This window comes from Cereibacter sp. Soil_C_27 (genome assembly GCF_057657095.1).
In genome coordinates this window covers 317,447-343,042 of the sequence record NZ_JBDGJD010000005.1, presented here as the reverse complement: position 1 = coordinate 343,042, position 25,596 = coordinate 317,447, and the positions used below count along the sequence as shown (strand labels likewise).

The following is a 25,596-nucleotide window of genomic DNA, read 5'->3' as shown; positions in this document are numbered from 1 at the left end:
GGATGCGCGTCGGCGCTCCGTCCCGTCGTTACAGCCATTCGCCGCGGATCACCTGACGATAAACCTGGCTGAGCCAGCTGTCGCCCTTGGCTTCCATGCTCAGCCCGCGCCCGGTCAGCAGGCGGTAGCTGTCGTCGTAGAAGGGGCTGGACTGGTAGTTGTAGCCGAGAATTGCGCCGGCGGTCTGCGCCTCGTCGGTGAGGCCCAGGGCGAGGTAGGATTCGACCAGCCGGTGCAGCGCCTCGGCGGTGTGCGTGGTGGTCTGGAAATCCTGCACCACGGTGCGGAAGCGGTTGATCGCCGCGGTGTAATTGCCGCGCTTGAGATAGAAGCGCCCGATCTCCATCTCCTTCGCCGCGAGATGGTCGAAGGCGAGGTCGAACTTCAGGATGGCCGAGCGCGCGTATTCGCTGTCGGGATATTGTTCGATCACGGTGCGCATGCCCTGCAGCGCCTGGAAGGTCAGGCCCTGATCGCGGCCGACCTCGTCGATCTGGTCGTAATAGGACAGCGCCAGAAGATACTGCGCATAGGCCGCATCCTCGTCGCCCGGGTAGAAATCGAGGTAACGCTGGGCGGCGCCGCGGGCGTCTTCGTATTTCTGGGCCTTGTGATAGCTGAAGGCCTGCATGATGAGCGCGCGCTTGGCCCATTGCGAATAGGGGTAGAGGCGCTCCACCTCGGAGAAATAGCGGATCGCGGCGTCGGGCTTGGTCTCGGCCTCGAGCGCGAATTCGCCCTTCTGGTAGATCTGTTCGGCGGTGAAGCTGTCCAGAGGCGCCTCGTCCTTGGTGCCGCCGCCACAGCCTGCAAGCGTGGCCACCAGCAGCGCCGTGCCGAGCCATCGCGCGCCTGACTTTCCGCCTGCCATGTTCCGCTTACCTCTGACTTGCCTCTGCCACCCGAGAGCCGTGCCCTGTGGCGCTTTCCCTGTGTCCTAGCACAGAAAAATCCGGGGCGCAAAACGCCTTTATCGGCGCGCGAGACTTCAGGAAAGCGCGGGAATATCGGAGCGGTGGACACCGACGCCAGGCAGCTTGCAGCCCATCATCAGGCCGCAATCCACCATGCGGAAGGCTTCGCGCCGGGCAAAGAGCGCGCGGAGCAGCCGGTTGGTCATCGCATGGCCGGAGCGGATGCCGGTGTAGCGGCCAAGGATGGGGGCGCCGGCGAGCGAAAGGTCGCCGAGCGCGTCGAGCATCTTGTGGCGCACCGGCTCGTCGGCATGGCGCAGGCCGCCGGGCGAGAGAATCCGGTCGCCGTCGAAGACGACGGCATTCTCAAAGGTGCCGCCCAGGGCGAGGCCGTTGGCCTGCATCGCGTCCACGTCGGACTGGCGGCAGAAGGTGCGGCTGTCGCAGAGCTCGCGCACGAAGGCGCCATTGGCCATGCTGAGGTGCTTGGCCTGACGGCCGATGGCAGCTTCCTCGAAGTCGATGGCGAAGTCGATCTCGAGCATGTCCGAGGGCTCGAGCCGCGCCACGGCCTCGCCTTCGCGTACTTCGACGGTCTCGAGGATGCGGATGGCGCGGACAGGCTCGGCCTGCGCACGGAGGCCGCGGGCGAGGAAGGTCTGCACGAAGGGCACGGCGGAACCGTCGAGGATCGGAACTTCGGGGCCGTCGATCTCGATCAGGGCGTTGTGGATGCCGCAGCCGGCGAGGGCCGCCATCACATGCTCGATGGTCGAGACGGTCGCGCCGGAGGTGTTGGCGATAAGCGTGCAGAGCTTGGACGGCACCACAGCATCCCAGCGCGCCGGGATCAGCGCGTCGCCGCGGGTGATGTCGGTGCGGCGGAACCAGATGCCGTAATCGGCGGAGGCGGGTTTGACGACCATGTGGACAGGGGCGCCGGAATGGAGACCGACCCCAGAGAAGGACGCTGCGGATTTCAAGGTGCTTTGCACGTTCAGACCCTTTCCCGGTTCATGGACGCCGGTTGCTGCCGACAGGTGGTCCTGCCTTGCTGGAGAGGTAAGGGGCGTGAAGATTTATCTCAACTCACTCTTTGTGACCGCTTGTAACAGAGGGGCGACACATGGGCAGCATGTCGCAGATCGCCCCTCAAGGCATTGATCGCGCAACAAAAAAGGGCCCGGTCGCCCGGGCCCTTTTCATCGACAATGTGATTGCGCTCAGTTGGCCTGACGGCGCAGGAAAGCCGGAATCTCGATCCGCTCCTGATCCGCGCTCAGCTCCGGCTCGTCGTCATAGGCCGTCACCGGCGGCTGCTGACGGGTGCTCGGCTGCGCCCGCTCGGGTTGCGGCTCGGCATGGCCGGCCATGCGGTTGATCAGCGAGCCGATGCCGAACCGCTTTTCCGCGACCGGGCGCTGCGCCTGCTGCGGGGCTGCGGCGGGACGGGCCTGCTGCGGCGCGAGCGGCTGGCGGTTGGGCGACTTGTTCACCACAGCCTGCAGGCGGGCCAGAGCCTCGGGCGAGGGTTGGCCGGGGCTGCGCGGACGCGGCGCCACGAAGGCGGCGGCGTCGTTGTCATGCGCGGCAGCGGTGCGGGGCTGCGGCGCCGGCTGCGGACGGTAGGCCGGCGGCGGCAGACCGTCGGAGGCCTCCTCGTAGCCCTGCTCCTCGGCGTAGTCCTCGCTGCCGGTGTCTTCCTGCGTGTCGAAGAGGCTCGGCGCGGATTGCTGCACCGGGGCCTGCATCGGCGCGGGGGCTTCGGCAGCGGCCGGGCGCGGCGCTTCGCGGCGCGGCAGCGGACGCTCGGTCACCGGCTCGGGCGCGGTGAAGGTCGCGGGCAGCGGCGCGGCCATCGAGCGGCGGGTCACCGGCGCCTCGACGGCGGGTTTGGCGGCATCGATGCCGGTCGCCACGACGGAGACGCGGATCATGCCTTCCATCGAGGTGTCGAGCGTCGAGCCGACGATGATGTTGGCGTCCGGATCGACCTTCTCGCGGATGATGTTCGCGGCCTCGTCGAGTTCGAACAGCGTGAGGTCGTAGCCGCCGGTGATGTTGATGAGCACGCCCTTGGCGCCGTGCAGCGAGATCTCGTCGAGCAGCGGGTTGGCGATCGCCTTCTCGGCAGCCTGAACCGCGCGGTCCTCGCCCGAGGCTTCGCCGGTGCCCATCATGGCCTTGCCCATCTCGTCCATCACGGCGCGGACGTCGGCGAAGTCGAGGTTGATGAGACCCGGACGCACCATGAGGTCGGTCACGCCCTTGACGCCCTGATAGAGCACGTCATCGGCCATGGCGAAGGCTTCGGTGAAGGTGGTGCGCTCGTTGGCCAGACGGAACAGGTTCTGGTTCGGGATGATGATGAGCGTGTCGACGACCTTCTGGAGGGCGTCGATGCCATCCTCGGCCTGTTTCATGCGCTTGTTGCCCTCGAACTGGAAGGGCTTGGTCACGACGCCGACGGTCAGCACGCCCAGCTCGCGGGCAGCCTGCGCGATGATCGGGGCGGCGCCGGTGCCGGTGCCGCCGCCCATGCCGGCGGTGATGAAGCACATGTGGGCGCCCGCGAGATGGTCGACGATCTCCTCGATGGTCTCTTCGGCGGCGGCGGCGCCGACCGAGGGGCGCGCACCGGCGCCCAGACCTTCGGTGACCTTGAGGCCCATCTGGATCTTGTTGGTGGCATGGCTCTGCTGCAGCGCCTGCGCGTCGGTGTTCGCAACGACGAACTCCACGCCCTCAAGGTTCTGCTCGATCATGTTGTTCACAGCGTTGCCGCCGGCACCACCGACGCCGAAAACCGTGATGCGCGGCTTCAATTCTTCGCGCTGCGTATTCATCATAAGGTTGAGTGCCATTGCCAATCCGCCTGCTTTTTGTTGTCCCGCGGCGCATTCAGGAAGCGCCTTTCCCGCATTACCTCGAAGTTTATCTGGACACGCCGGAAACGTCACGAAAAAACATCAGGTGCCCACAAAATATGGGTGAGCACCGCCCGACTTCGGCGGTATTTCGCTGGCAACGCTGGATATGGGGGTTACCAGTTGTCCTTGAACCATTTGAGCGCGCGCTTGAGTGACCGGGCCGGATAACGCTCGGCGGGGATGTCGAAATCCCACCATTCGTCCTGCGGATGGGCGGCAAAGAGGCAGAGCCCGACAGCCGAGGCGAAGGCCGGTCCGGTGACCGCCTGCGGCAGGCCCTGCACGCGGAGCGGGCGGCCGAGGCGGACGCGCTGGCCGAGGATGCGGGCCGCCAGACCGTCAAGACCGGGGATCTGGCTGCCGCCGCCGGTGAGCACGATCTGCTGGCTCGGCAGGTGTTCGAATCCCGCGGCATCGAGCCGGGCCCGGGCTTCCTCGAGGATCTCCTCGACGCGGGGGCGCATGATGCCGATCAGCTCGGTGCGGCTGACGGTGCGGCGGTCCTTCTCCCAGTCGCCCGAATCCGCGCCGATCTCGATCATGTCGCGGTCGTCCATGCCGGTGGCCTGCACCCCGCCGTGCTTGGTCTTGATGCGCTCGGCCACGGCCAGCGGCACCTGCAGGCCCTTGGAAATGTCGGAGGTGACATGATCGCCGCCCATGCGGACGGAATCGGCGTAGATCATGTGCTTCTTGATGAAGACCGACAGACCCGTGGAGCCGCCACCGAGGTCGATGCAGGCGGCGCCCAGCTCCTGCTCGTCCTCGACGAGGCTGGAGATGCCCGAGACATAGGCCGAGGAGGCGATGCCCGCGAGTTCGAGATCGCAGCGCTTGATGCAATAGAGCAGGTTCTGGATCACGTCGGCCTCGACCGACAGCAGGTGCATGTCGCAGGCCAGACGGTTGCCGATCTGGCCGCGCGGGTCGCCGAGGCCGGTGCGGTGGTCGAGGGCGAAGTTCACCGGCTGGGCGTGCAGCACCTCGCGGCCCGCACCGATGTCGGGCACGTCGCAGGCGGCGAGCACGCGGGCCACGTCCTGTTCGGTGACGACCGAATCCTGCAGCTCCCATTCCCCGGCAAGGCCGTAGCTGCGCGGTTCGGCGCCGGAGAAGCAGGCGATGACGTGATCGACGCGGACGTTGGCCATCTTCTGCGCGGCCTGGACGGCGGTGCGGATGGCGCGCTCGGTCTCGTTCATCACCGAGATCTCGCCGAAGCGGACCCCGCGCGACCGGGTGGTGGCGGCGCCGATCACCCGGAAGGAGGACTGCCCGGCCATCGAGCCGACCCCGTCCTGCTCGCGCAGGCGCTCCGGCCCGTCGAAGCGCAGGATGAGGCAGGCGATCTTGGAGGAGCCCACGTCGAGGATGGCGATCACTCCGCGCTGCATGGCGGCCTGACGCATGTTCCGCATCGCCCGCTGGGACTGGTACAGGTCGGTCATAGGTCGCTCTCACTTGTATCTATGCCCCGCGAGCGCCGCAGCTCGCCCAGAGCGAAGGGGGCAAGCCGCAGGACGGGGCGGTCCTGAATGCGCAGATCGATGGAAATCACGTCACGGTCGAGCAGCTTCTGCGCCTGATCGAGCGCAATCGCCCGTTCAAGCGCCTTCACCGGGGCCTCGGTCGGCAGCAGGATGCGCTGACCGCGGTCGAGCACCAGATCCCAGCGCCGCTCGCCCATGCGGACGAGACCGCGCAGGCGGGGCAGGATGGGTTTCGCGGCGGCGAGAAGCTCCAGCGCCTCGGGGGCGGCCACATCGGCGCCGTCGCCGACCACCAGCGGCAGGTCGGCGCGGGCCTGACGGGTCGGGATCATCGCCACGCGACGCCCGGTGTCGTCCAGCAGCGTCACCCCGAGGGTGTTGCGCCAGACCACGGCCGGAACCCGTTCGGTCACCTTCACCTCGAGCACGCCGCCGGAGCGGACGCGCAGATCGGCCGAGGCCACGGCGTCGAGCGTCTCGATCCGGGCACGGGCGGCGGTGAGGTCGATGTCGAAGGAGGAGACCGGCAGTTTCAGCGCCATGGCGGTGCGGATGCTGTCGGCCAGACCCGGCGAGGCGCCCTCGACCGAGAGCAGCGAGACCATGAACTCGGGGCGCTGCTGCACGGCATCGACCATCGAGGCAAGCCCCCCGGCCAGCGCCTCGCGGCGGGTGTCGCTGGCCAGATAGATGCCGACGAGGAAGGCTATGCCGAAGGCGGGCAGGCCGATGCGCATGAGGGCGCGGAACAGCGGCGTCAGCCAGAGCCGCTGCATGCGGTAGGCGGCACGGCTCGGCGCGGGGTCGCGCCGGGGTGGAATGGCGCTCAGCGATTGCACGATGCATCCTCCACGATCCAGGCGCAGAACTGCGCGAAGGACAGTCCGGCACGGGCCGCCTGCTCGGGGGCGAGCGAGGTCGGCGTCATGCCGGGCTGAGTGTTGGTTTCAAGAAGGATCAGCCCGTCGAGGCCGCGGCTTTCGTCCCAGCGCAGGTCGGTGCGGCTGATGCCGCGGCAACCGAGCGCCTTGTGGGCGCGCTCGGCATAGTCGAGGCAGGCCGCGGTGATCTCGGCGGGCAGGTCGGCGGGGAGGACGTGGTGCGAGCCGCCCGCCTTGTATTTTGCGTCGTAGTCATACCAACCGGTCGTCACGATGTCGGTGACGCAGAGCGCGCGGTCCTGCATGACGGTGACGGTGAGCTCGCGGCCCGGGACGTAGGTTTCGACCATGACGGTCGCGGGCATCTCGGGCGAGAGCTGCGGCGGGGAATTCGCGGCCTCGTTCACCAGATAGACGCCGACCGAGGAGCCCTCGTTGTTGGGTTTGACCACATAGGGCGGCGGCAGGACGTGGCGCTGGCGCACCTCCTCGGCGGAGGCGAGCACGCTCGTCACAACCGGCAGACCGGCGGCGGCGAAGACTTCCTTGCTGCGGGCCTTGTCCATGGCCAGCGCCGAGGCCAGCACGCCGGAATGGGTGTAGGGGATGCGGAGCCATTCGAGCAGGCCCTGAACGCAGCCATCCTCGCCCCAGCGGCCATGCAGCGCGTTGAAGACGGCATCGGGTTTCAGCTGGACAAGCGTCTGCGCGAGGTCGGGGCCGGCATCGACCTCCGCCACCTCATAGCCTGCGTCCCTCAGGGCTTTGGCGCATTCACGCCCGGAGACGAGCGAAACCTCGCGTTCTGCGGAGGGTCCACCCATCAGCACTGCCACCCGGAGGGATGCCTTGCCAGACATTCCCGCCATTTACTGCCTCATCGCGCCGATTGTCGGCTGCGTTATTCTTGTTTTGTTACGGGTGCTTCGCCCACCCGCATGATTTCCCATTCTAGCCTTATTCCGGCGGTCTCGAAAACCCTTTTTCTGACCTGCTCGCCCAATTCTTCCAGATCTGCGGCGGTTGCGCCGCCTGTGTTGATCAGGAAGTTGCTGTGCATCTCGCTCATCTGCGCGCCACCCAGGCGGGCGCCGCGCAATCCTGCGTTGTCGATCACCTTCCAGGCCTTGAGATCCTGCACGTCGTCGGCCCGTCCGGTGGAGGAGAATCCCGCCGGGTTGCGGAAGGTGGAGCCGGCGCTGCGCTCTTTCGTCGGCTGGCTTGCGTCGCGCTTGGCGATCTGGTCGGCCATCCGCGCCTCGAGCGTGGCGGGATCGCCGGGGGCGGCGCGGAAGCTGGCCTCGGTGATGATCCAGCCTTCGGGCAGTCGGCTCTGGCGGTAGGCCAGATGCAGGTCGGCGGCGGAGAGCGTCACCGCCCTGCCCTCGCGCGTCACGGCGCGGATCTCGATCAGGTGGTCGGCGGTGTAGCTGCCGTAGCACCCTGCGTTCATCTTCACCGCGCCGCCGATGGCGCCGGGGATGGTGCGCAGGAAGGTGAGGTCGCGCCCGGCCTCGGCGGCCTTGCGCGCGACATGGGCATCGAGCGCGGCGGCCCCGGCGATGACGCGGTCGCCCTCGACGCGGATGGCGTTGAAGCCGCGGCCGAGGCGGATGACCACGGCGCGCAAGCCGCCGTCGCGGACGATGAGGTTGGAGCCGACGCCGATCGGGAAGACCGGGATGGCGGGGTCGAGGGCTGCGAGGAAAGCGCAGAGATCGGCCTCGTCGGCGGGCTGGAACAGCCAGTCGGCGGGACCGCCGACGCGCAGCCAGGTGAGATCGGCCAGGGGGCGGTTGGCGGTGAGGGTGCCGCGGACGGGGGGGAGGGACAGGTCGGTCATTCAGGACGCTCCGCGGGGCGGCGCAGCCAGCGGATCAGGTAGATCACCGGCCAGCGCAGGATCGACACCCCGGCGGCGAGCACGATCATCCCCCAGTAGGGGCCGTTCTGGTAGGTGACCCAGCCGATCAGCGGGATGCCGCAGGCGATCAGCAGGAAGGCCGCGGGCCAGTGGGTGCGCTGCGGCAGCATCGCCGCCACCGAGGCGACGACGGCCCAGATGCAGGCGGCGATCAGTGAGGGGCTCATCGGTCATCCTCCCGCGCGGCGGCGGCGCGCATGAGACGGCTTGTGGCAAAGAACAGGGGGCGACGGAACATCGACAGGACGGCGAACAGGGCGGCCAGCGTGGGAAGCAGGCCGTGGGAGGCGGCGATCGCCCAGAGCAGCGGCGGTGCTGCAACAAGGAGGGCGAGGCCGGGGATTATCTGTGCCCGCATCGGCAGGAGCGCCGTGCCGGTGGCCGCAAGCACCCAGACGCAGCTGAGGACGAGCGGCGGGCTCATCAGAGGGCCCGCATCACGCGGCGGCCCCCATGAGCCGGGTGGGCAGGCCGTTGGCCCAGGTCGAGATGGTGCCCGCGCCGAGGCAGACCACCATGTCGCCGGGCCGCGCCTGCTCGCGCACCAGCCGTTCGAGGTCTTCCTCGGACAGGATCGCGCGGGCGTGGCGGTGGCCGTGGGCGATCAGACCCGCCACCAGATCGTCGCGGCTTGCGCCCGGGATCGGCTCTTCGCCAGCGGCATAGACCTCGGCGATGGCGACCACATCGGCCTCGTTGAAGCAGGTGCAGAAATCATCGAACAGCGAGTGCAACCGGGTGTAGCGGTGCGGCTGGTGCACGGCGATGACCCGGCCCTTGGTGGCCTGACGCGCGGCCTTCAGCACGGCGGCGATCTCGACCGGGTGGTGGCCGTAGTCGTCGATGATGGTCACGCCGTTCACCTCGCCCACCTTGGTGAAGCGGCGGTTGACGCCGCCGAAGGCCGCCAGAGCCTCGCGGATCTCGGTCTTCTTCATGCCGAGATGGCGGGCGACGGCGATGGCCGAAAGCGCGTTCGAGACGTTGTGATCGCCCGGCATCGGCAGAACCATGCCCTCGATCACCGCGCCCTCGCCCTCGCCCTGCAATGCCACGTCGAAATGGGCCGAGCCGTTCTCGTAGCGCAGGTTGATGGCGCGCACGTCGGCCTGCGCGTTGAAGCCGAAGGTGACGATGCGGCGGTCGGTGACCCGGCCGACCAGCGCCTGCACCTCGGGGTGGTCGGTGCAGCAGACGGCGAGACCGTAGAACGGGATGTTGGTGACGAAGTCGTAGAAGCCCTTCCTGAGCGCGTCGAAGGTGCCCCAGTGCTCCATATGCTCGGGGTCGATGTTGGTGACGATGGCGATGGTCGCGGGCAGGCGGTTGAAGGAGCCGTCCGATTCGTCGGCCTCGACCACCATCCACTCCCCTGCCCCGGCCCGGGCGTTGGAGCCGTAGGCATGGATGACGCCGCCGTTGATGACGGTGGGATCGAAGCCGCCCTTGTCCAGGAGCGTGGCGACCATGGTGGTCGTCGTCGTCTTGCCGTGGGTGCCGGCGATGGCGATGTTGGAGCGCAGCCGCATCAGCTCGGCCAGCATCTCGGCCCGGCGCACCACCGGCAGGCCGCGCAGGCGGGCCTCTTCCAGTTCGGGATTGCCCTTCTTGATGGCGGAGGAGATCACCACCACCGCCGCCTCGCCGAGGTTCGCGGCCTTCTGGCCCTCGAAGAAGGTCGCGCCCAGCTGCACCAGCCGGTCGGTGATCTTCGAGGCCTTGGCGTCGGAGCCCTGCACCCGGTAGCCCAGCGTCATCAGCACCTCGGCGATTCCCGACATGCCGATGCCGCCGATCCCGACGAAATGGATGGGGCCGAGCTCGCCCGGCAGTTTGGTCGCGGCGTTCATGTGGTCTCTTTCCTTGCAAGGTGCTCGACCACCTCGACCAGCCTTTCGGTGGCGTCGGGGCGGCCATGCGCCAGCGCGTTGCGCGCCATCTGCTGCGCCGCCTTGGGCTGGGTCAGCACGGCGGTCATGTGCAACCTCAGCGTCTCGGGGTCAAGCGCGGATTCGGGGATCAGGATCGCGGCCTCGGCCTCCACCAGCCCGCGCGCATTGGCGCTCTGGTGGTCGCCGGTGGCGGCGGCGAAGGGGATCAGGATCGAGGGACGGCCGATGATCGAGATGTCGGCGACCGAGGAGGCGCCGGAGCGCGAGATCACCAGCTGCGCCTCGGAGAGGCGGCGCGGGATGTCGGCGAAGAAGGGCTGCACATCGGCGAGGATGCCCGCCTCGGCATAGGCGCGGGTCACGCGGTCGAGATCCTCGGCCCTTGCCTGATGCGCGACGCGGACGTTGCCGCGCAGCTCTTCGGGCAGGCCGGCGATGGCCTCGGGCACCACGTCGGAAAGGATGCGCGCGCCCTGGCTGCCGCCGATCACCAGCAGGCTCATCGGATAGTCGCCGGGCGGAATATAGGGGGCGCCGGCGCGTTCGAGCACCGAGGCGCGGACGGGATTGCCGGTGTGCCAGCCCTCGACGCCCACGGGCAGATCGGTGGGCCAGGTGCCGCAGGCCACGGCCTGCACCCGGCGGGCGAAGGCGGTGTTCACCTTGCCCAAGACGCCGTTCTGTTCGTGGATCATCCGCGGCAGGCGCAGGAGCGTCGCCGCCGCCAGCGCCGGGATCGAGGGATAGCCGCCGAAGCCGACCACCACCGCGGGCCGGTCGCGCAGGAACTGTCCCACCGCCGCCATCACCCCGCCGCCGATGCGCAGGGGCACCAGACCCTTGGCCAGGAGACCGCCGCGCGCGAAGGTGGCCGAGGCGACCTCCTCCACCTTCACCACATGGGGAAAGCCCCCGGCGTAGCGGGCGCCGCGCGCATCGGTCGAGAGCTTCACCCGCCAGCCGCGCCGCACCATGGCCTCGGCCAGAGCCTGCGCCGGGAACATATGTCCTCCGGTCCCCCCCGCCGCGATCAGAAGCAGCGGCCCCGATCCGACGCGCTGGCCCATCTCAGCGACCCCGCTTGAAGAGGATATCCCCGATCTGCCCCTGCGGCCGCGAGCGGGTGAAGGCGAGCAGCATGCCGAGCGTGATGCCCGCCGCGATCACCGACGAGCCGCCGTAGCTGACGAAGGGCAGCGTCATGCCCTTGGCGGGCAAGAGACGCACCGCCACGCCCATGTTGATCATCGCCTGCACGCCGAAGATGCAGGCGAGCCCGGTGCCGCCGAGCCGGATGAAGGGATCGCGCTCGCGCATCAGCCGGAACAGGCTGCGCACGGTGACCGTGCCGTAGAGGCCGATGATGCACAGGACGAGGATCAACCCGTATTCCTCGGCGGCGACGGCGATGATGAAGTCGGTATGCGCGTCGGGCAGCGACCATTTTACCTGCCCCTCGCCGACGCCGACGCCGAAGAAGCCCCCCTCCTGGATGGCGTTGGCGGCATAGCCGAGCTGGGTGCGCGGATCGAGATCGGGGGTGAGGAAGCCGTCGATCCGGCGGGCGAAGTGTTCGGAGGCGCCATAGGCGAAGGTGCCGCCCAGGACGACGATGCCGCCGATGATGACGATCAGCGTGATCGGCGCCCCGGCGACGAAATACATGACGCCCCAGGCAAAGAGCACCAGCGCCGCCTGACCGAAGTCGGGCTGCAGGGCGAGGAAGAGCACGATGATGGTGGCCACGACCAGCGAGAAGGTCTTGCCCGGCGGGCCGTTCAGCTCCTGGCTTGCGGCCATCAGCCAGGCGGCGAGGATGACGAAGCCGGGCTTGAGGAACTCGGACGGCTGGAAGGAGGCAAAGCCGAGGCTGAACCAGCGCACGGCGCCCTTGCCGAAATCGGTGCCGAAGAAAGGCAGCATCACCAGGGCCGCGAAGGCGGCGACAAAGCCGATGACCCCGAGCCGGCGCACCATGTCGGGCGTCATCATCGAGGTGGCCAGCATGGCGATGATCGCCATCCCGCCGAAGAAGGCCTGACGCTGAACATAGTAGAAGGGCTCGAGCCCGTTGCGCGTCGCCAGCGGCACCGAGGCGGCGAGCCCGAGGAGCAGGCCGACCCCGAAGAGCACGAGGATCGACGTGAGCGACCATTTGTCGATGGTGCGCCACCAACGGGGAAGAACCGGCTCCGTCACCCGAATGGGCATGGAGCCATAGACCATCTCTGTCATGGGAAAACCGCCTGCACTGCCTCGATCCGCCCGGTTGTCCGGGTCTGGGAAGAAGTCTAGCGAAACTCCCCCGGTCTGGCCAGTGGAAAGGCGGGCCGGGACGGCGGCGGCCGGGGGGCGGAAAATCCTTCTGCGAAGGATTTTCGCGGGCGCCCCGGTTGGAGCGTTGCGCTCGGCCGTGGCGGGTTGAGCGGCTTCCCGCCGATGGCGCGCCGGTGTCCCGGGAGACGCCCGATCCTTCGCAGAAGGATCGCGCTCCGGCCCCGGGGGATCAGCCGAGCGCCTGCACCCGCGCGGTGAAATCCTCGCCGCGTTTCTCGAAGTTCGGGTATTGGTCGAAACTCGCCGCCGCGGGGGCGAGGAGGACGACCTCGCCGGGTTCGGCCTCGGCGGCGGCGCGGGTGACGGCGCGCTCCATCGTCTCGCAGATCTCGTGCGGCGTGGCGCCGATCTGCAGGGCGAAGTCGCGGGCGGAATGGCCGATGAGATAGGCTTTCACCACCGAGCCGAGGAAGGGCTGCAGCGCGGCGATGCCGCCGTCCTTGCCGAGGCCCCCGGCGATCCAGCGGATCTTCGGAAAGGCCTGCAGTGCCTTGGCGGCGCTGTCGACATTGGTGGCCTTCGAATCGTTCACGAAACGCACCCCGTCCCGCTCGCCCACGGTCTGGCTGCGGTGCGGCAGGCCGGGGTAGCTGGCTAGCGCCTGTTCGATCAGCTTCGGCGCGAGGCCGAGCGTGCGGACGGCGGCATAGGCGGCGCAGGCGTTCTGGTGATTATGCGCGCCGGGCAGGCCCGCGATGCCGCGCAGGTCGATCGAGGCGACATGACGGCCCTTGCGCCATTCGGCGAGAAAGCCGCGCCGGGCGAAGACCGACCAGCCGAAGCCCTCGAGCTTCTGGCCCGAGGAGATGCGGATCACCCGGTCGTCCTCCGGCCCCTCGGCCACCTGGGTGGCGAGGTAGCGGCCCTCCATCTCGTCGACGCCGATCACCGCGCGGTCGGGGCCGCCCTCGGCGAAGAGCCGGCGCTTGGCCGCGAAATAGCCGCCCATGCCGCCGTGCCGGTCGAGATGGTCGGGCGAGAGATTGGTGAAGACCGCGACATCCGGCGTGAGCGCGCGGGCGAGATCGGTCTGGTAGCTGGAGAGCTCCAGCACCACCACCTCGGCCTCCTGCGCCGGGTCGAGATCGAGCACGCCGCGGCCGATGTTGCCCGCCATCTGCGTCGGGCGCCCGGCCTCCATCAGGATATGGTGGATCAGCGCCGTGGTTGTGCTCTTGCCGTTGGAGCCGGTGACGCAGATCACCCGGGGGGACTGCTCGAAGGCCTCCCAGTCGCGGGTGGCGAAGGAGCGGAAGAAGAGGCCGATGTCATTGTCGACCGGCACGCCCTCGGCGAGGGCGCGGGCGATGACCGGGTTCGGCGCCGGGTAGAGATGCGGGATGCCGGGGCTGACGATCAGCGCGGCGATGCCCTCGAAGGCGCCGGCGCGGCTGAGGTCATGCGGGGCGAAGCCTTCGGCCTCGGCCTTGGCCCGCGCCTCGGGGCTGTCGTCCCAGACCAGCGGTTCGGCGCCACCCGCTGCAAGCGCCCGGGCGGTGGCGAGGCCGGAGCGGCCCAGCCCGAGAACGGCCACCTTGCGGCCCCTGTAGCCCTGCACCGGAATCATGCTGCGCGCCCTTTCGATCTGGTCGGGCGTGACAATGCGGCGGGCGGGCGGCGGGTGCAAGGGAGGGAGGGGTAGGAAGGGAGGGAGGTGAAAGGAAGGGAGGGGGCTGTCTGCCCCCTCGCCGCTGCGCGGCTCACCCCCGAGGATATTTTCCGACAGAAAATGGGGGGAGCCGCGCCCGTCGGATGCCGGGTGTCAGGCGGAGACGACTTCGAGTTCGTTGTCGACGTTGGCGATGCCGGGGAGCGCGCTGACGATGGCTTCGGCGCGTTCGCGGTCGTCTTCGGTCGCGGCGCTGCCGCGCAGGATCAGGGTCTGGCCGCGCAGCTCGATCGAGAGATCCTCGATGTCGAGGGTCGCATCCTCCTCGAGCAGGGTTGTGGCGGTCCGCATCAGGTCGGCGCCCTCCTCCACCCGGGCCGAGGAGGGCTCGGTCTCGGCGTCGTCGTCTTCCGGCACGTCGGGATAGGGGCTGTCGCCGGCCCATTCGGTGTCGCTGTCATATTCGCGCCAGCCGTCGGCGGCGTTCTCGTCGGAGAGGCCGGGGTTGTGGGTGCCGGGGGCGCGGGCGTCGGGCGGCAGTTCGACGTCGAAGCCGGAGAGATCGGTGCGGCCGGTGTCCTCGACATCGTTGCTGGCCGGGCCGTCGGCGCGCTCGTCATCGACCATGGTGGCCGAGCCGGGGCGTGCGGCGTCGCCGGTGGCATAGGGGTCGCGCGGGTCGCCCTGTTCGGCGGTCTCGTGGGTCTTGGCGGTGGGGGTCTTCGGATCGGCCATGATCGTCTCCTTCGCGGCTGTCTGCCCGTTGGAGAGGAAACCCGGCGGCGGTGCGGGCGGTTCCCTTGGCGGGACCGCCCTGCGCGCGCTCAGCGCAGTTTCAGCGTGGCGAGGCCGATCAGGGCGAGGATCAGCGAGATGATCCAGAAGCGGATGACGATCTGCGGCTCGGCCCAGCCCTTCTTCTCGAAATGGTGGTGGATCGGCGCCATCAGGAAGACGCGGCGGCCGGTGCGCTTGAAATAGAGCACCTGGATGATGACCGACATCGCCTCGACCACGAAGAGGCCGCCGACGATGGCCAGCACGATCTCGTGCTTTGTGCAGACGGCGATGGCGCCGAGCGCGCCGCCGAGCGCGAGGCTGCCGGTGTCGCCCATGAAGACGGCGGCGGGGGGGGCGTTGTACCAGAGGAAGCCGAGGCCGCCGCCGACGAGCGCCGCGGTGAAGACCAGAAGCTCGCCGGTGCCGGGGACGAAATGCACGCCGAGGTATTCCGTGTAATTGGCGTTGCCGACGACATAGGCGATCACCCCGAGCGTGCCGCCGGCGATCATCACCGGCATGATCGCCAGCCCGTCCAGACCGTCGGTCAGGTTCACCGCATTGGCGGCGCCGACGATGACGATCATGCCGAAGGGCACGAAGAAGAAGCCGAGGTTCAGGAGGACGTCCTTCAGGAAAGGCAGGGCGAGCTGGTCGGTCAGCTCCGGCGGGTGGAAATAGGTGGTGGCATAGGTCGCCAGCGCCGCGATGGCGAGGCCGAGGAGCATCCGCACCCGGCTGGAGACGCCCTTGGTGTTCTGCTTCGTGACCTTGGCATAGTCGTCGGCAAAGCCGATCAGGCCGAAGGCGAAGGTGACGAGCGTCACGATCCAGACATAGCCGTTGTCTAGCCGCGCCCAGAGCAGGGTCGAGACGAGGAGCGCCGAGAGGATGAGGAGCCCGCCCATCGTGGGCGTGCCCGCCTTGGCGAAATGGGTGGCCGGGCCGTCGTCGCGGATCGGCTGGCCCTTGCCCTGCTTGCGGCGCAGGAAGTCGATCAGCGGGCGGCCGAAGAGGAAGCCGAAGACCAGCGCGGTGAAGAAAGCGCCGCCTGCCCGGAAGGTCAGGTAGCGGAAGAGGTTGAAGACATCGCCCCCGTCGGAGAAATTTGTCAGGAGGTACAACATCTACTGGTCCCCTCGGATCGTTGACGGGCTGGCTTTGCCCAGTTTGCGCAGGGCGTCAACCAGCAGGCTGACCTTTATGCCCTTGGAGCCCTTCACCAGCACGATATCGCCTGCATCGACATAGAGATGGGCGCGGCCCAGCAGTTCGGTGGCGGTCTCGGCCCAGTCGCCGCGCTGGCGCTTGGGCAGCGCCTCCCAGAGGGTGCGCATGCGCGGGCCGACACAGTGGATCACCGCGATGGAGGAGAGCGCCGGATGATCGGCGATGGCGCGGTGCAGCGCGGTCTCGGTCGGGCCGAGCTCCAGCATGTCGCCGAGGATGGCGATGCGGCGGCCGGAGGCGATCCGGCCGACATTGTCGGTCGGCTGCATCGCGGCGAGGAGTTCGAGGCTCGCGTCCATCGAGGCGGGATTGGCGTTGAAGGCGTCGTCGATCAGCTCGAAGGCGTAGTCCTCCACCGCGTCGATCAGGATGCGCTCGCGGGTGCCGCGCCCGGGGGGCGGCGACCACTGGCCGATGTCGCAGGCGGCGATGATCGGGTCGAGCCCGAGCGCATCCGCCGTGGCGAGCACCGCCAGCGCATTAGCGGCGAAATGCCGGCCCGGCGTCAGCACCTTGTAAAGGAGCGGCTCGCCCGCGCGGGTGGCGCGGACGATGGTGGCGTCGGGGGTGAGCTGCACGCCGACCAGCCGGTAGGGCGCGGCGGAGGAGGTGCCGAAGAGCACGGTGCGCACGTTGGACTGTTCGGCGCGCGAGACGAGCACCGGGGTCACGTCGAGATCGGCGGGCAGGATGGCGATGCCGCCCGGCTCCAGCCCGTCCATGATCGCCGCCTTCTCGTGGGCGATGCCGGTGGTGTCCTCGAAAGCTTCGAGATGGGCGGCGGCGACGGTGGTGATGAGCGCGATATGCGGGCGGGCGAGCCGGGCCAGGGGGGCGATTTCGCCCGGGTGGTTCATGCCGATCTCGATCACCGCGAAATCGGTGTCGGCGGGCATCCGGGCCAAAGTGAGCGGCACGCCCCAGTGGTTGTTGTAGCTCGCCTCGGCGGCATGGACGCTGCCCTGCCCCTGCAGCGTGGCGCGCAGCATTTCCTTGGTGGAGGTCTTGCCGACCGATCCGGTGACGCCGATGACCCGGGCGCGGGTCCGGGCGCGCCCGGCGCGGCCCAAGGCCTCGAGCGCCTGCAGCACGTCGGGAACGATCAGGAGCGGCGCATCCTCGGCCAGACCTTCGGGGATGCGCGAGACAAGGGCGGCGGCGGCGCCCTTCGCCAGCGCCTGCGCCACGAAGTCATGGCCGTCGCGCACATCCTTCAGCGCGACGAAGAGATCGCCGGGGGCGACGGTGCGGGTGTCGATCGACACGCCCCGGGCCTGCCAGGCGGTGGTCGAGCGGCCGCCGGTGGCCGCGGCGGCGTCTTCGGAGGTCCAGAGGGCGGGCATCAGAGGGCTTTCGTTTGGCGGGCGGACAGGCCGCGGGGCCAAGCCCCCCGGACCCGGCAGGGGAGAGGGCGCGCGGTCATATCAGGCCGTCCAGAGCCGCCGCGGCGACGCTGGCCTGTTCGACATCGTCGAAGGGGTAGATGTCGCCGCCGATCACCTGCCCGGTCTCGTGGCCCTTGCCGGCGATCAGCAGGGCGTCGCCCGGGGTCAGTGCATCGACGCCGCGCAGGATGGCTTCGGCGCGGTCACCGACCTCATGCGCCTCGGGGCAGGCCTCGAGGATGGCGGCGCGGATGCTGGCGGGGTCTTCCGAGCGGGGGTTGTCGTCGGTGACATAGAGCACGTCGGCGTTTTCCAGCGCAGCGCGGCCCATCAGCGGGCGCTTGCCGCGGTCGCGGTCGCCGCCCGCGCCGAAGACGACGACGATGCGGCCCATGACATGCGGGCGCAGCGCCTTAAGCGCGGTGGCCAGCGCGTCGGGGGTATGGGCGTAATCGACGAAGACCGAGGCGCCGTTCTGGCGCGTGGCGGCGAGCTGCATGCGGCCGCGCACGCCCGTCAGCTGCGGCAGGGTGGCGAAGACCCGGTCGGGATCGTCGCCCGCGCCGATGGCGAGACCCGCCGCCAGCGCGACATTCTCGGCCTGAAAGCCGCCGATCAGGTTCAGCCGGACCATGTGGACCTTGCCATACCACTGGAAGCGCAGGTCCTGCCCCGTGGCGTCGAAGCGTTGCGACAGGAGCCGCAGCTCGGCATCCTCGCCGTGGCCGACGCCGATCACCCGCTGGCCGCGCGCCTGGGCGATGCCGGCCAGCTCCTCGCCACGCGGGTCGTTGAGGTTGATGACGGCGGTGCCATCCTCGGAGAGCACGCGGGAGAAGAGACCGGCCTTGGCGGCGAAATAGGCCTCGAAACTGGCGTGGTAGTCGAGATGGTCCTGGGTGAAATTGGTGAAGCCCGCCGCGGCGAGGTTCACCCCGTCGAGACGGCGCTGCTCGAGCCCGTGGGAGGAGGCCTCCATCGCGGCATGGGTGACACCGGCGGCGGCGGCATCGGACAGGAGGCGGTGCAGGGTGATCGGCTCGGGCGTGGTGTGGCTGGAGGGCGCGGTCCAGGCGCCCTCGACTCCGGTGGTGCCGAGATTGATCGCGGCATGGCCCAAGGCCTGCCAGATCTGCCGGGTGAAGGTGGCGACCGAAGTCTTGCCGTTGGTGCCGGTGACGGCGACCATCGTGCCGGGCTGACGGCCGAACCAGAGCGCCGCGGCATAGGCGAGCGCCTGCCGCGGGTCTTCGGCGACGACGAGTGCTGCGTCGCTTGCGCCAAGCACGTCACGCGCCAGCGCCGCCCCCGCCGCATCGGTGAGAATCGCCGCGGCACCCTGGCGCAGCGCGTATTGGATGAAGGTCGCGCCATGCACCTGCGCGCCCGGAAGTGCCGCGAAGAGGTAGCCATCCTTCACCTGACGGCTGTCGACCGCCAGCCCGGTGATCCGGGTCTGCGCGCGCATGGCGCCGGTCGGTGTCAGGCCGAGCGCCGCGAGAGTTCCTGCCTGATCCGCCATCGTCCTGTCCCGTCAGTTGCGGACCGCTACTAGCTCATCCATCGGGGTGGCTTCAACCTCGGGCCGGAGGCCGAGCAGCGGCGCGACGCGACGGACCACCTCGGCGGCGACCGGCACCGCGGTCCAGCCGGCGGTGCGGCGCGGCTTGGGGCCGGTGGTCTCGACGGGTTCGTCGAGGGTGAGGATGAGCACGTATTTCGGGTCGGAGGCCGGGAAGGTGGAGGCGAAGGTGTTGATCACCTTGTCATCCCAGTAGCCGCCCGTGGGCTTGGGCTTGTCGGCGGTGCCGGTCTTGCCCGCCACCTCGTAGCCCGGCACGTCGCCGTAGCTCGCGGTGCCGCGCGTCACCACCTGCCGCAGCATGGAGACGGCGCTCAGGGCCACCTCCTTGCGCATCACCCGTTCGGCCGGGCGCGGGCCGTCCTGGCGGAGCAGCGTCGGCTTCACGGCGATGCCGCCGTTGGCGATGGCGGAATAGGCGGCGGCGAGGTGCAGGGGGCTGGCGGAAAGACCGTGGCCGTAGGAGGTGGTGATGGTGGTGATGTCGGCCCAGCGCGGCGGGATCAGCGGCTTGGCGCCGGGAGCCTCGATCAGCTCGACCGGGGTCGGATCGAAGAAGCCCAGCGACTTCAGGAAGGCCTGCTGGCGCAGCGCGCCGATCTGCAGCGCGATATGCGCCACGCCGACGTTGGAGGATTTCACGATCACGTCGGTGACCGAGAGGAAGGGGCCGTAGTTGTGACCCTCGAATTCCTTGATGCGGAACTTGCCCCAGCGCATCGGCGCGTTGGCGTCGACCATGGTCTCGGGGCCCATCAGCCCCAGCTCCATCGCCTGCGCGGCGGCGAAGATCTTGAAGGTGGAGCCGAGCTCGTAGACGCCCTGCACCGCGCGGTTGAAGAGCGGGCTGTCGGCGGGATCGTCCTTCTTGCCGACGAGCGGCTGCGGGCGGTCGTTCGGGTCGAAGTCGGGCAGCGAGACGAGGCTGATCACCTCGCCGGTGTGCACGTCCATCAGCACCGCGGCGGCGCCCTTGGCGTTCATCATCTTCATCCCGGCTTCCAGCACCTCGGTGGTGGTGGCCTGAATGGTCATGTCGAGCGACAGCGCCAGCGGCTCGCGGCCCTGTGCCGGGTCGCGCAACCGCGCGTCCATCGCCTTCTCGACGCCGGCAGTGCCGATCACCTCGGCGGAATGCACGCCCTCGGCACCGAAGCTGGTGCCGCCCAACACATGCGCGGCCAGCCGGCCGTTGGGGTAGAGCCGCATCTCGCGCGGGCCGAACAGAAGGCCCGGATCGCCGATGTCATGCACGGCCTGCATCTGCTCGGGGCTCAGCTTGCGCCGCAGCCAGAGGAAGCTGCGCCCGTCGGTGAAGCGCCGCTCCAGCGCCTCGGCGTCGAGCTCGGGGAAGATCGCCGCCAGTTCCTTGGCCACGCGCGGCTTGTCCACCATGTCCTTGGGATGGGCGTAGAGCGAGTGGGTCAGCAGGTTGGTCGCGAGGATGCGGCCGTTGCGGTCGGTGATGTCGGCGCGCTGGTTCAGGATCTCGGCCCCGGTCGCGGCGGCGCGCGGCTCGGTCGGCTGCGAGGAGGCCATGAGCCCCATGCGCCCGCCGATCACCGTGAAGGCGACGAAGAAGGCGAGGCCCAGCACCATCAGCCGGCCTTCCGCCCTGCCCCGCGCCTTGTCGCGCTGCTCTTCATGGCGCAGACGCAGGTTTTCGCGCTCGATCGAATCGGGGTTCTCGCCCTTGGCGCGGGCGGTGAGGATGCGGGCGAGCGGGCGCAGCGGCGTGCGGATCATAGCGGTTCCTCTTGCTGGCCCATCACGTTGACTGGCTGGGTGAAATTGAACAGCGGCTCGGGCGGATAGGCGACCTGATCCGCGGCTCCGAACTGGTCGGACTGCAGCGGCAGCAGGCCCAGACGGTCGAAGTTGATCGCCGCCAGCTCGCGCAGCCGGTCGGGACGGTTGAGATAGGCCCATTCGGCGCGCTGCACCGAGAGGCCCTCGCGCAGGGCGGCGATCTCGCGGTTCAGACCGGAGACATCCTTGAGCGCCTGCTGCGTGGCGTAGTTTTCGCGGTAGGCCCAGAAGGCGAGGCCCATGACCGCAAGGAAGCTGAGCACATAGAACACGGGGCGCATTCAGCGGCGTCCTTTCTTCGGGATAAGCGGCACACCCAGGGCTTCGGGATCGGCGGGACCGGCGGGGGCATCGGTGCGGATGCCGACGCGCAGCTTGGCCGAGCGCGAGCGCGGGTTGAGGCTGAGTTCCTCGTCATCCGGCGCCAGCGCCCGCTTGCTGGGCAAGGTGAAGCGCGGCCGCTCGGTCTGGGCGGCGGGGGCGTAGCGGTTGGCATTGGCCTCGCCGCCGGAATGGAGCTGGAAGAAGCGCTTGACGATGCGGTCCTCGAGGCTGTGGAAGGTGACCACGGCCAGCTTGCCGCCCGGCTTCAGCGCGCGTTCGGCGGCCTCCAGCCCCTCGACCAGTTCGGAGAATTCGGTGTTCACCGCGATGCGGATCGCCTGAAAGCTGCGGGTCGCCGGGTGGATCTGGCCGGGCTTGGGGCGCGGCAGGCATTTGGCCACGATTTCGGCCAGGTGCAGGGTGCGGGTGATCGGCCCCTGCGCCCGGGCGGTGACAATGGCCTTGGCGATGCGGCGCGAGGCGCGCTCCTCGCCGTAGTGATAGAGGATGTCGGCCAGCTGCTCCTCGGCAGCGGTGTTCACCAGATCGGCGGCGCTCTCGCCCTCCTGGCTCATGCGCATGTCGAGCGGGCCGTCCTTGGCGAAGGAAAAGCCGCGCTCGGCCTGATCGAGCTGCATCGAGGAAACGCCGAGATCGAGCACCACGCCGTCGAGCGGCTCGCCTGCCAGCGTGTCGAGATGCGAGAAGGTGCCCGCCACCAGCCGCAGCCGGTCGCCGTAGTCGCCAGCCCATTCGGCCGCCATGCTCAGCGCGAGGGGATCGCGGTCGATGCCGATCACGGTGGCGGCGCCCGCTTCGAGCAGGCCGCGCGCGTAACCGCCGGCGCCGAAGGTGCCGTCGAGCCAGACGCCGTCGACCGGGGCGACAGCCGCCAGCAGCGGGCGCAGGAGCACCGGGATGTGCGGTGCGCGCTCGGCCTCGGGCTCCCGGGCGGCCACGGCTCAGACCTCCAGATCGTCGGGCAGGAGCGACAGCATGTCGGCCCCTTCGGCCAGCACGGCCTCTTCGGCCAGCGCCTGCTTCTCGAGCTCGGCCTCGTAGGTCGCGCCCTTCCAGATCTGGAACTTGTTAAGGGTGCCGGCAAAGACCGCCTCCTGGCCTTCCTTCAGCTCCTCGGGCGAGATGCCGATCTTGTCGCGGCCCTTCTGCGGCAGCACGATACGCCCGTCGTCGTCGATCTCGACCAGAAGCGACAGGGTGATCATGTTGCGCTCGAGATAGCGCCGCTGCGGCGAGCCCATCGGGATGCGGGCGATCTTGGCTTCGACGCGGCTCATCTCGGCAATGGTGTAGCACTCGAGATAGTCGCGATTCGCGCCGCCGTAGACGATGAAGAACTTGGGCCGGGAGCCGCTGGTGAAGGAGGGGTCTCCGGCTTCCAGAACACGGCGAAACGGCGCAGGGATCGACACCCGCGCCTTGGCATCAACCTTCTGGTTGAATTCGCCTCTGAATGCCTCCGACACGGCCTTTCGGCTCCTTACCTGCCCTCGTCCCCGTCCCGGATCTGCCCGGGCTGCGGGAAGCCCCGGTCGTTGCCGGGGGCTTGAAATGAAATCGGCGGATCGAGCGGCTGCCACTGCTCGATCCGCCGGGTCTGTCCCATCGCTGGGGTGTCCAACTGCACGCACACACCTGGGGGGATGTCTGCTCGCACGCGCGCCGGATCTCTGATTAGATGAAGGCGGTTGCCTGTATGAGCCTGCTTTTCTTCGCCTGTTCGGGGTCTTTGTCGCCCCAGTTCGTCGTGCCCGTCTTCATCGTCGCCGTGAGACAGAGATGCCACGGGACAGCATGGGACGGCAAGGGTAATTTTGGGATGGCATGGGAAACGGCGGTGTGATCGGCGGGAATCCGGCGCGGTCGGACGAGGTGTCGGCAGGAGCCGCACCTAGGGATGCGACAGCTGGCGTGCATCGACGCTAGATGTAGCCCCAGATGCAGATTTGCCACGCCTCCCAAGATTTCCCGTCCAGACCCATCCCTCCTCCCGGTTGTGCCCGTCAGGTCAGCAAAATCGCGGAAGGGGCGCCGGAGCACGCGGCTCCGACGCCCCTTCGCGCCGATTCTCGTTTCCGTGATTCGAGCGTGATCCCATGCCGTCCCATGCCGGAGGGCGCGGGATCGTCGGATCAGGCCATGCCGCCCTTCACCAGCCGGGCGGCCAGCGCGGCATAGGCCTCGGCCAGCGGCCCCTCGCCCGCAGCGACCGGGGTGCCGCTGTCGCCCGCGACGCGGACGGCGAGATCGAGCGGCAGCTCCCCGAGGAACGGCAGGTCCAGCCGGGCCGCCTCGGCCGCGACGCCGCCATGGCCGAAGATATGCGCCTCATGGCCGCAGTTGGGGCATATATAAGAGGACATGTTCTCGATCAGCCCCAGCACCGGGGTCTTGAGCTTGACGAACATGTCGAGCGCCTTGCGCGCATCGAGGAGCGCCACGTCCTGCGGGGTGGAGACGACGATGGCCCCTGTCAGATGGGTGCGCTGGCAGAGCGAGAGCTGGATGTCGCCCGTTCCCGGCGGCAGGTCGATGATCAGCACGTCGAGCGTGCCCCACTCCACCTGGGTGATGAGCTGCTGCAAGGCACCCATGATCATCGGCCCGCGCCAGATCACGGCCTCGTCCTCCTTCAGCATGAGGCCGATCGACATCATGGTGACGCCATGGGCCTTGAGGGGGATGATGGTCTTGCCGTCGGGCGAGGCCGGGCGTTTCGACACGCCCATCATCCGCGGCTGCGACGGACCGTAGATGTCGGCGTCGAGCAGCCCGACCCGCCGCCCCTGCCGGGCCAGTGCCACGGCAAGGTTGGACGACACGGTGGACTTGCCGACGCCGCCCTTGCCGGAGCCCACGGCGATGATCCGGTCGATGCCGCTGATCCGCTGCGGCCCGCCCTGCTGCGGCGCGGGATGCTGGCCGATCTTCAGGCTGGGCGCCTTGGCGGCGGGGCCATGGGCCGTGGTCACCACATGCACCCCCGTCACCCCAGGCAAGGCGCGCAGCGCGGTCTCGGCCTGGAGGCGAATGGGTTCGAGCGCGCGCGCCTGATCGGGTGAGTCGGCTTCGATGACAAAGCGAACATCGCCCTGTTCGATTACCAGCGCCCGAATCAAATCGCGGGACAGGAGCGTGCTGCCATCGGGCAGGGAAAGGCGGTCCAGTACCGCTAGGACAGTTTCACGATCGACCGACATTGCATCTCCTTCGCCTGATTTGGCGGCCCTAGGTTGGCTTGCCTGTCGAAAAGGGCAAGCGGGCGTTTTCGTTTTGCCTATTTAACAGACGAAGCGCCTGTTTACGCTGGGGAATCGCGTCAGTTGAGCCATGCGCTTGCCGCATGGCAGCATTGCCGACGTGAGACATTGTGCAGACGCAGCAATTGGCCCATGTTTGCCCTAACAGCACGACGGCCAGCGTCAAGGCGACCCGGACCGGACATGCAGGATAAACGAACTTGAGGCTGATGACATGGCTTATGCAAACACCACCCACGCGGCACACAACGGTCTCGGCGACCGTCTGGGGATGCTCGTCAAAGCGGTGAAGGAGGCCCTGGCCCAGCGTCGCGTCTTCAACCAGACCGTCCGGGAACTGAACGCCCTGACGCAGCGCGAACTGGCCGACCTCGGCATCCACCGCTCGATGGTCACCCGCATCGCGACGGAAGCCGCCTACGGCAAATGAGTTTCTTGCGAGGCTCCACCTCCTCCCGGGGCCTGTAGCAAAGCGGCGATACCAATCCTCCTCCCTGGTATCGCCGCACTTTCTTCCGAAGCCCCGGCTTCGACACGATGTTCGAAAGGCCCCTCCTCCTCCCTGGGCCGATCGTAACCGCAGCGGCCCCCTCCTCCTACCTGGGGTCGCTGCACCAGATAGACGGCATCGGACTTCGGTCCCCTGCCCCCAAGCTCCGGCGCTTCACCTCCTCCCGAGGCGCCGCAGACCAGCGGCGACCTCCTCCTCCTCCCTGAGGTCGCCGCGCTCTCCTTCCGGGTTCGGGCTCTCACGCCTCCAACCCAACAGACCTTCGATGCTTCACCTCCTCCCGAGGCATCGCAGACCAGCGGCGACCTCCTCCTCCTCCCTGAGGTCGCCGCGCTCTCCTTCCGGGTTCGGGCTCAGGCCTCCAGCCCAACAGACCTTCGATGCTTCACCTCCTCCCGAGGCATCGCGGACCAGCGGCGACCTCCTCCTCCTCCCTGAGGTCGCCGCGCTCTCCTTCCGGGTTCGGGCTCACGCCTCCAACCCCCAAGACCTTCGGTGCTTCACCTCCTCCCGAGGCATCGCGGACCAGCGGCGGCCCTATCCTCCTCCCGGGGTCGCCGCACTCCCCTTCCGGGTTCGGGTTCATGCCCCCACCCACAAGACCTTCGATGCTTCACCTCCTCCCGAGGCATCGCGGACCAGCGGCGACCTCCTCCTCCTCCCTGAGGTCGCCGCGCTCTTCCCTCGGCGGCGGTGCGCTCCTCCCAGCGCGCCGCC

23 protein-coding genes are annotated in these 25,596 nt (G+C 68.8%); 1 reads left to right on the top strand and 22 read right to left on the bottom strand.

Going from position 1 to position 25,596, the window contains the following annotated elements:
• Window positions 1-28: 28 nt before the first annotated feature.
• The 22 genes from AC3A5Z_RS19105 to AC3A5Z_RS19000 all read right to left on the bottom strand — a co-directional run bounded on the left by AC3A5Z_RS19105 (window position 29) and on the right by AC3A5Z_RS19000 (window position 24,308).
• On the bottom strand, window positions 29-871 hold the full coding sequence (locus tag AC3A5Z_RS19105; protein WP_487520894.1) for an outer membrane protein assembly factor BamD: 843 nt from the start codon (window positions 869-871) through the stop codon (window positions 29-31).
• 117 nt (window positions 872-988) lie between these two features.
• The gene (gene lpxC, locus AC3A5Z_RS19100) at window positions 989-1,909 is read right to left on the bottom strand and encodes a UDP-3-O-acyl-N-acetylglucosamine deacetylase (RefSeq protein WP_487520893.1); all 921 of its coding nucleotides are present in this window, start codon (window positions 1,907-1,909) and stop codon (window positions 989-991) included.
• 228 nt (window positions 1,910-2,137) lie between these two features.
• Window positions 2,138-3,778 carry a cell division protein FtsZ gene (gene ftsZ / locus AC3A5Z_RS19095; RefSeq protein ID WP_487520892.1) on the bottom strand — a complete coding sequence of 547 codons (1,641 nt, stop codon included), beginning with the start codon at window positions 3,776-3,778 and terminating at the stop codon, window positions 2,138-2,140.
• A 179-nt stretch (window positions 3,779-3,957) separates the two neighbouring features.
• Window positions 3,958-5,292 (bottom strand): cell division protein FtsA, encoded by a 1,335-nt coding sequence (ftsA, locus tag AC3A5Z_RS19090; protein ID WP_487520891.1) that lies wholly within the window; start codon window positions 5,290-5,292, stop codon window positions 3,958-3,960.
• Entirely contained in the window at window positions 5,289-6,173 is an 885-nt protein-coding gene (locus AC3A5Z_RS19085) for a cell division protein FtsQ/DivIB (RefSeq protein ID WP_487520890.1), read from the bottom strand. The genes ftsA and AC3A5Z_RS19085 overlap by 4 nt, the downstream gene beginning before the upstream one ends.
• A complete protein-coding gene (locus tag AC3A5Z_RS19080) occupies window positions 6,161-7,084 on the bottom strand; it encodes a D-alanine--D-alanine ligase (RefSeq protein ID WP_487520889.1) in 924 nt (307 codons plus the stop codon). Before AC3A5Z_RS19080 ends, AC3A5Z_RS19085 begins: the two co-directional genes overlap by 13 nt.
• Before the next feature lie 32 nt (window positions 7,085-7,116).
• Complete coding sequence (gene murB, locus AC3A5Z_RS19075; RefSeq protein ID WP_487520888.1) at window positions 7,117-8,058, bottom strand: UDP-N-acetylmuramate dehydrogenase; 942 nt, start codon at window positions 8,056-8,058, stop codon at window positions 7,117-7,119.
• Window positions 8,055-8,306 carry a DUF2484 family protein gene (locus AC3A5Z_RS19070; RefSeq protein WP_487520887.1) on the bottom strand — a complete coding sequence of 84 codons (252 nt, stop codon included), beginning with the start codon at window positions 8,304-8,306 and terminating at the stop codon, window positions 8,055-8,057. The genes murB and AC3A5Z_RS19070 overlap by 4 nt, the downstream gene beginning before the upstream one ends.
• Window positions 8,303-8,563: a DUF2484 family protein gene (locus tag AC3A5Z_RS19065; RefSeq protein ID WP_181247673.1), complete on the bottom strand. Its 261-nt coding sequence runs from the start codon at window positions 8,561-8,563 to the stop codon at window positions 8,303-8,305. The genes AC3A5Z_RS19070 and AC3A5Z_RS19065 overlap by 4 nt, the downstream gene beginning before the upstream one ends.
• A gap of 13 nt (window positions 8,564-8,576) precedes the next feature.
• Window positions 8,577-9,989 (bottom strand): UDP-N-acetylmuramate--L-alanine ligase, encoded by a 1,413-nt coding sequence (gene murC / locus AC3A5Z_RS19060; RefSeq protein ID WP_136792169.1) that lies wholly within the window; start codon window positions 9,987-9,989, stop codon window positions 8,577-8,579.
• On the bottom strand, window positions 9,986-11,098 hold the full coding sequence (locus AC3A5Z_RS19055) for a UDP-N-acetylglucosamine--N-acetylmuramyl-(pentapeptide) pyrophosphoryl-undecaprenol N-acetylglucosamine transferase (protein ID WP_487520886.1): 1,113 nt from the start codon (window positions 11,096-11,098) through the stop codon (window positions 9,986-9,988). Before AC3A5Z_RS19055 ends, murC begins: the two co-directional genes overlap by 4 nt.
• A 1-nt stretch (window position 11,099) precedes the next feature.
• A complete protein-coding gene (locus AC3A5Z_RS19050) occupies window positions 11,100-12,266 on the bottom strand; it encodes a peptidoglycan glycosyltransferase FtsW (RefSeq protein ID WP_487520885.1) in 1,167 nt (388 codons plus the stop codon).
• A gap of 271 nt (window positions 12,267-12,537) precedes the next feature.
• Window positions 12,538-13,935 carry a UDP-N-acetylmuramoyl-L-alanine--D-glutamate ligase gene (gene murD, locus AC3A5Z_RS19045; protein ID WP_487520884.1) on the bottom strand — a complete coding sequence of 466 codons (1,398 nt, stop codon included), beginning with the start codon at window positions 13,933-13,935 and terminating at the stop codon, window positions 12,538-12,540.
• Window positions 13,936-14,130: 195 nt separating this feature from the next.
• Window positions 14,131-14,712 (bottom strand): BON domain-containing protein, encoded by a 582-nt coding sequence (locus tag AC3A5Z_RS19040; protein ID WP_487520883.1) that lies wholly within the window; start codon window positions 14,710-14,712, stop codon window positions 14,131-14,133.
• Window positions 14,713-14,801: 89 nt separating this feature from the next.
• Complete coding sequence (gene mraY, locus AC3A5Z_RS19035; RefSeq protein WP_487520882.1) at window positions 14,802-15,884, bottom strand: phospho-N-acetylmuramoyl-pentapeptide-transferase; 1,083 nt, start codon at window positions 15,882-15,884, stop codon at window positions 14,802-14,804.
• Window positions 15,885-17,330: a UDP-N-acetylmuramoyl-tripeptide--D-alanyl-D-alanine ligase gene (locus tag AC3A5Z_RS19030; protein WP_487520881.1), complete on the bottom strand. Its 1,446-nt coding sequence runs from the start codon at window positions 17,328-17,330 to the stop codon at window positions 15,885-15,887.
• 76 nt (window positions 17,331-17,406) lie between these two features.
• Window positions 17,407-18,894, bottom strand: a complete 1,488-nt coding sequence (locus tag AC3A5Z_RS19025) for a UDP-N-acetylmuramoyl-L-alanyl-D-glutamate--2,6-diaminopimelate ligase (protein ID WP_487520880.1) — start codon at window positions 18,892-18,894, stop codon at window positions 17,407-17,409.
• A 12-nt stretch (window positions 18,895-18,906) separates the two neighbouring features.
• The gene (locus AC3A5Z_RS19020) at window positions 18,907-20,700 is read right to left on the bottom strand and encodes a peptidoglycan D,D-transpeptidase FtsI family protein (protein ID WP_487520879.1); all 1,794 of its coding nucleotides are present in this window, start codon (window positions 20,698-20,700) and stop codon (window positions 18,907-18,909) included.
• Entirely contained in the window at window positions 20,697-21,044 is a 348-nt protein-coding gene (gene ftsL, locus AC3A5Z_RS19015; RefSeq protein ID WP_487520878.1) for a cell division protein FtsL, read from the bottom strand. The genes AC3A5Z_RS19020 and ftsL overlap by 4 nt, the downstream gene beginning before the upstream one ends.
• Entirely contained in the window at window positions 21,045-22,046 is a 1,002-nt protein-coding gene (rsmH, locus tag AC3A5Z_RS19010; protein ID WP_487520877.1) for a 16S rRNA (cytosine(1402)-N(4))-methyltransferase RsmH, read from the bottom strand. It lies immediately after the preceding gene.
• Between the two features lie 3 nt (window positions 22,047-22,049).
• Window positions 22,050-22,574, bottom strand: a complete 525-nt coding sequence (mraZ, locus tag AC3A5Z_RS19005) for a division/cell wall cluster transcriptional repressor MraZ (RefSeq protein WP_487520876.1) — start codon at window positions 22,572-22,574, stop codon at window positions 22,050-22,052.
• A 666-nt stretch (window positions 22,575-23,240) separates the two neighbouring features.
• Complete coding sequence (locus AC3A5Z_RS19000; RefSeq protein WP_487520875.1) at window positions 23,241-24,308, bottom strand: Mrp/NBP35 family ATP-binding protein; 1,068 nt, start codon at window positions 24,306-24,308, stop codon at window positions 23,241-23,243.
• A 274-nt stretch (window positions 24,309-24,582) separates the two neighbouring features.
• Here AC3A5Z_RS19000 and AC3A5Z_RS18995 point away from each other — a divergent pair, with 274 nt between their 5' ends.
• Window positions 24,583-24,798: a DUF1127 domain-containing protein gene (locus tag AC3A5Z_RS18995; RefSeq protein ID WP_487520874.1), complete on the top strand. Its 216-nt coding sequence runs from the start codon at window positions 24,583-24,585 to the stop codon at window positions 24,796-24,798.
• Window positions 24,799-25,596 lie beyond the last annotated feature (798 nt).

Excerpts from the sequence above, each read along its gene's own strand:
- AC3A5Z_RS19070 (WP_487520887.1), bottom strand. The coding sequence starts at position 8,306 with ATGAGCCCCTCACTGATCGCCGCCTGCATCTGGGCCGTCGTCGCCTCG.
- mraY (WP_487520882.1), bottom strand. The coding sequence starts at position 15,884 with ATGTTGTACCTCCTGACAAATTTCTCCGACGGGGGCGATGTCTTCAAC.
- AC3A5Z_RS19055 (WP_487520886.1), bottom strand. The coding sequence starts at position 11,098 with ATGGGCCAGCGCGTCGGATCGGGGCCGCTGCTTCTGATCGCGGCGGGG.
- AC3A5Z_RS19050 (WP_487520885.1), bottom strand. The coding sequence starts at position 12,266 with ATGACAGAGATGGTCTATGGCTCCATGCCCATTCGGGTGACGGAGCCG.
- ftsA (WP_487520891.1), bottom strand. The coding sequence starts at position 5,292 with ATGACCGACCTGTACCAGTCCCAGCGGGCGATGCGGAACATGCGTCAG.
- AC3A5Z_RS19020 (WP_487520879.1), bottom strand. The coding sequence starts at position 20,700 with ATGATCCGCACGCCGCTGCGCCCGCTCGCCCGCATCCTCACCGCCCGC.
- AC3A5Z_RS18995 (WP_487520874.1), top strand. The coding sequence starts at position 24,583 with ATGGCTTATGCAAACACCACCCACGCGGCACACAACGGTCTCGGCGAC.
- ftsZ (WP_487520892.1), bottom strand. The coding sequence starts at position 3,778 with ATGGCACTCAACCTTATGATGAATACGCAGCGCGAAGAATTGAAGCCG.
- AC3A5Z_RS19000 (WP_487520875.1), bottom strand. The coding sequence starts at position 24,308 with ATGTCGGTCGATCGTGAAACTGTCCTAGCGGTACTGGACCGCCTTTCC.
- murB (WP_487520888.1), bottom strand. The coding sequence starts at position 8,058 with ATGACCGACCTGTCCCTCCCCCCCGTCCGCGGCACCCTCACCGCCAAC.
- AC3A5Z_RS19040 (WP_487520883.1), bottom strand. The coding sequence starts at position 14,712 with ATGGCCGATCCGAAGACCCCCACCGCCAAGACCCACGAGACCGCCGAA.
- ftsL (WP_487520878.1), bottom strand. The coding sequence starts at position 21,044 with ATGCGCCCCGTGTTCTATGTGCTCAGCTTCCTTGCGGTCATGGGCCTC.
- AC3A5Z_RS19065 (WP_181247673.1), bottom strand. The coding sequence starts at position 8,563 with ATGAGCCCGCCGCTCGTCCTCAGCTGCGTCTGGGTGCTTGCGGCCACC.
- AC3A5Z_RS19025 (WP_487520880.1), bottom strand. The coding sequence starts at position 18,894 with ATGGCGGATCAGGCAGGAACTCTCGCGGCGCTCGGCCTGACACCGACC.
- AC3A5Z_RS19080 (WP_487520889.1), bottom strand. The coding sequence starts at position 7,084 with ATGGCGGGAATGTCTGGCAAGGCATCCCTCCGGGTGGCAGTGCTGATG.
- murC (WP_136792169.1), bottom strand. The coding sequence starts at position 9,989 with ATGAACGCCGCGACCAAACTGCCGGGCGAGCTCGGCCCCATCCATTTC.
- AC3A5Z_RS19105 (WP_487520894.1), bottom strand. The coding sequence starts at position 871 with ATGGCAGGCGGAAAGTCAGGCGCGCGATGGCTCGGCACGGCGCTGCTG.
- murD (WP_487520884.1), bottom strand. The coding sequence starts at position 13,935 with ATGATTCCGGTGCAGGGCTACAGGGGCCGCAAGGTGGCCGTTCTCGGG.
- AC3A5Z_RS19030 (WP_487520881.1), bottom strand. The coding sequence starts at position 17,330 with ATGCCCGCCCTCTGGACCTCCGAAGACGCCGCCGCGGCCACCGGCGGC.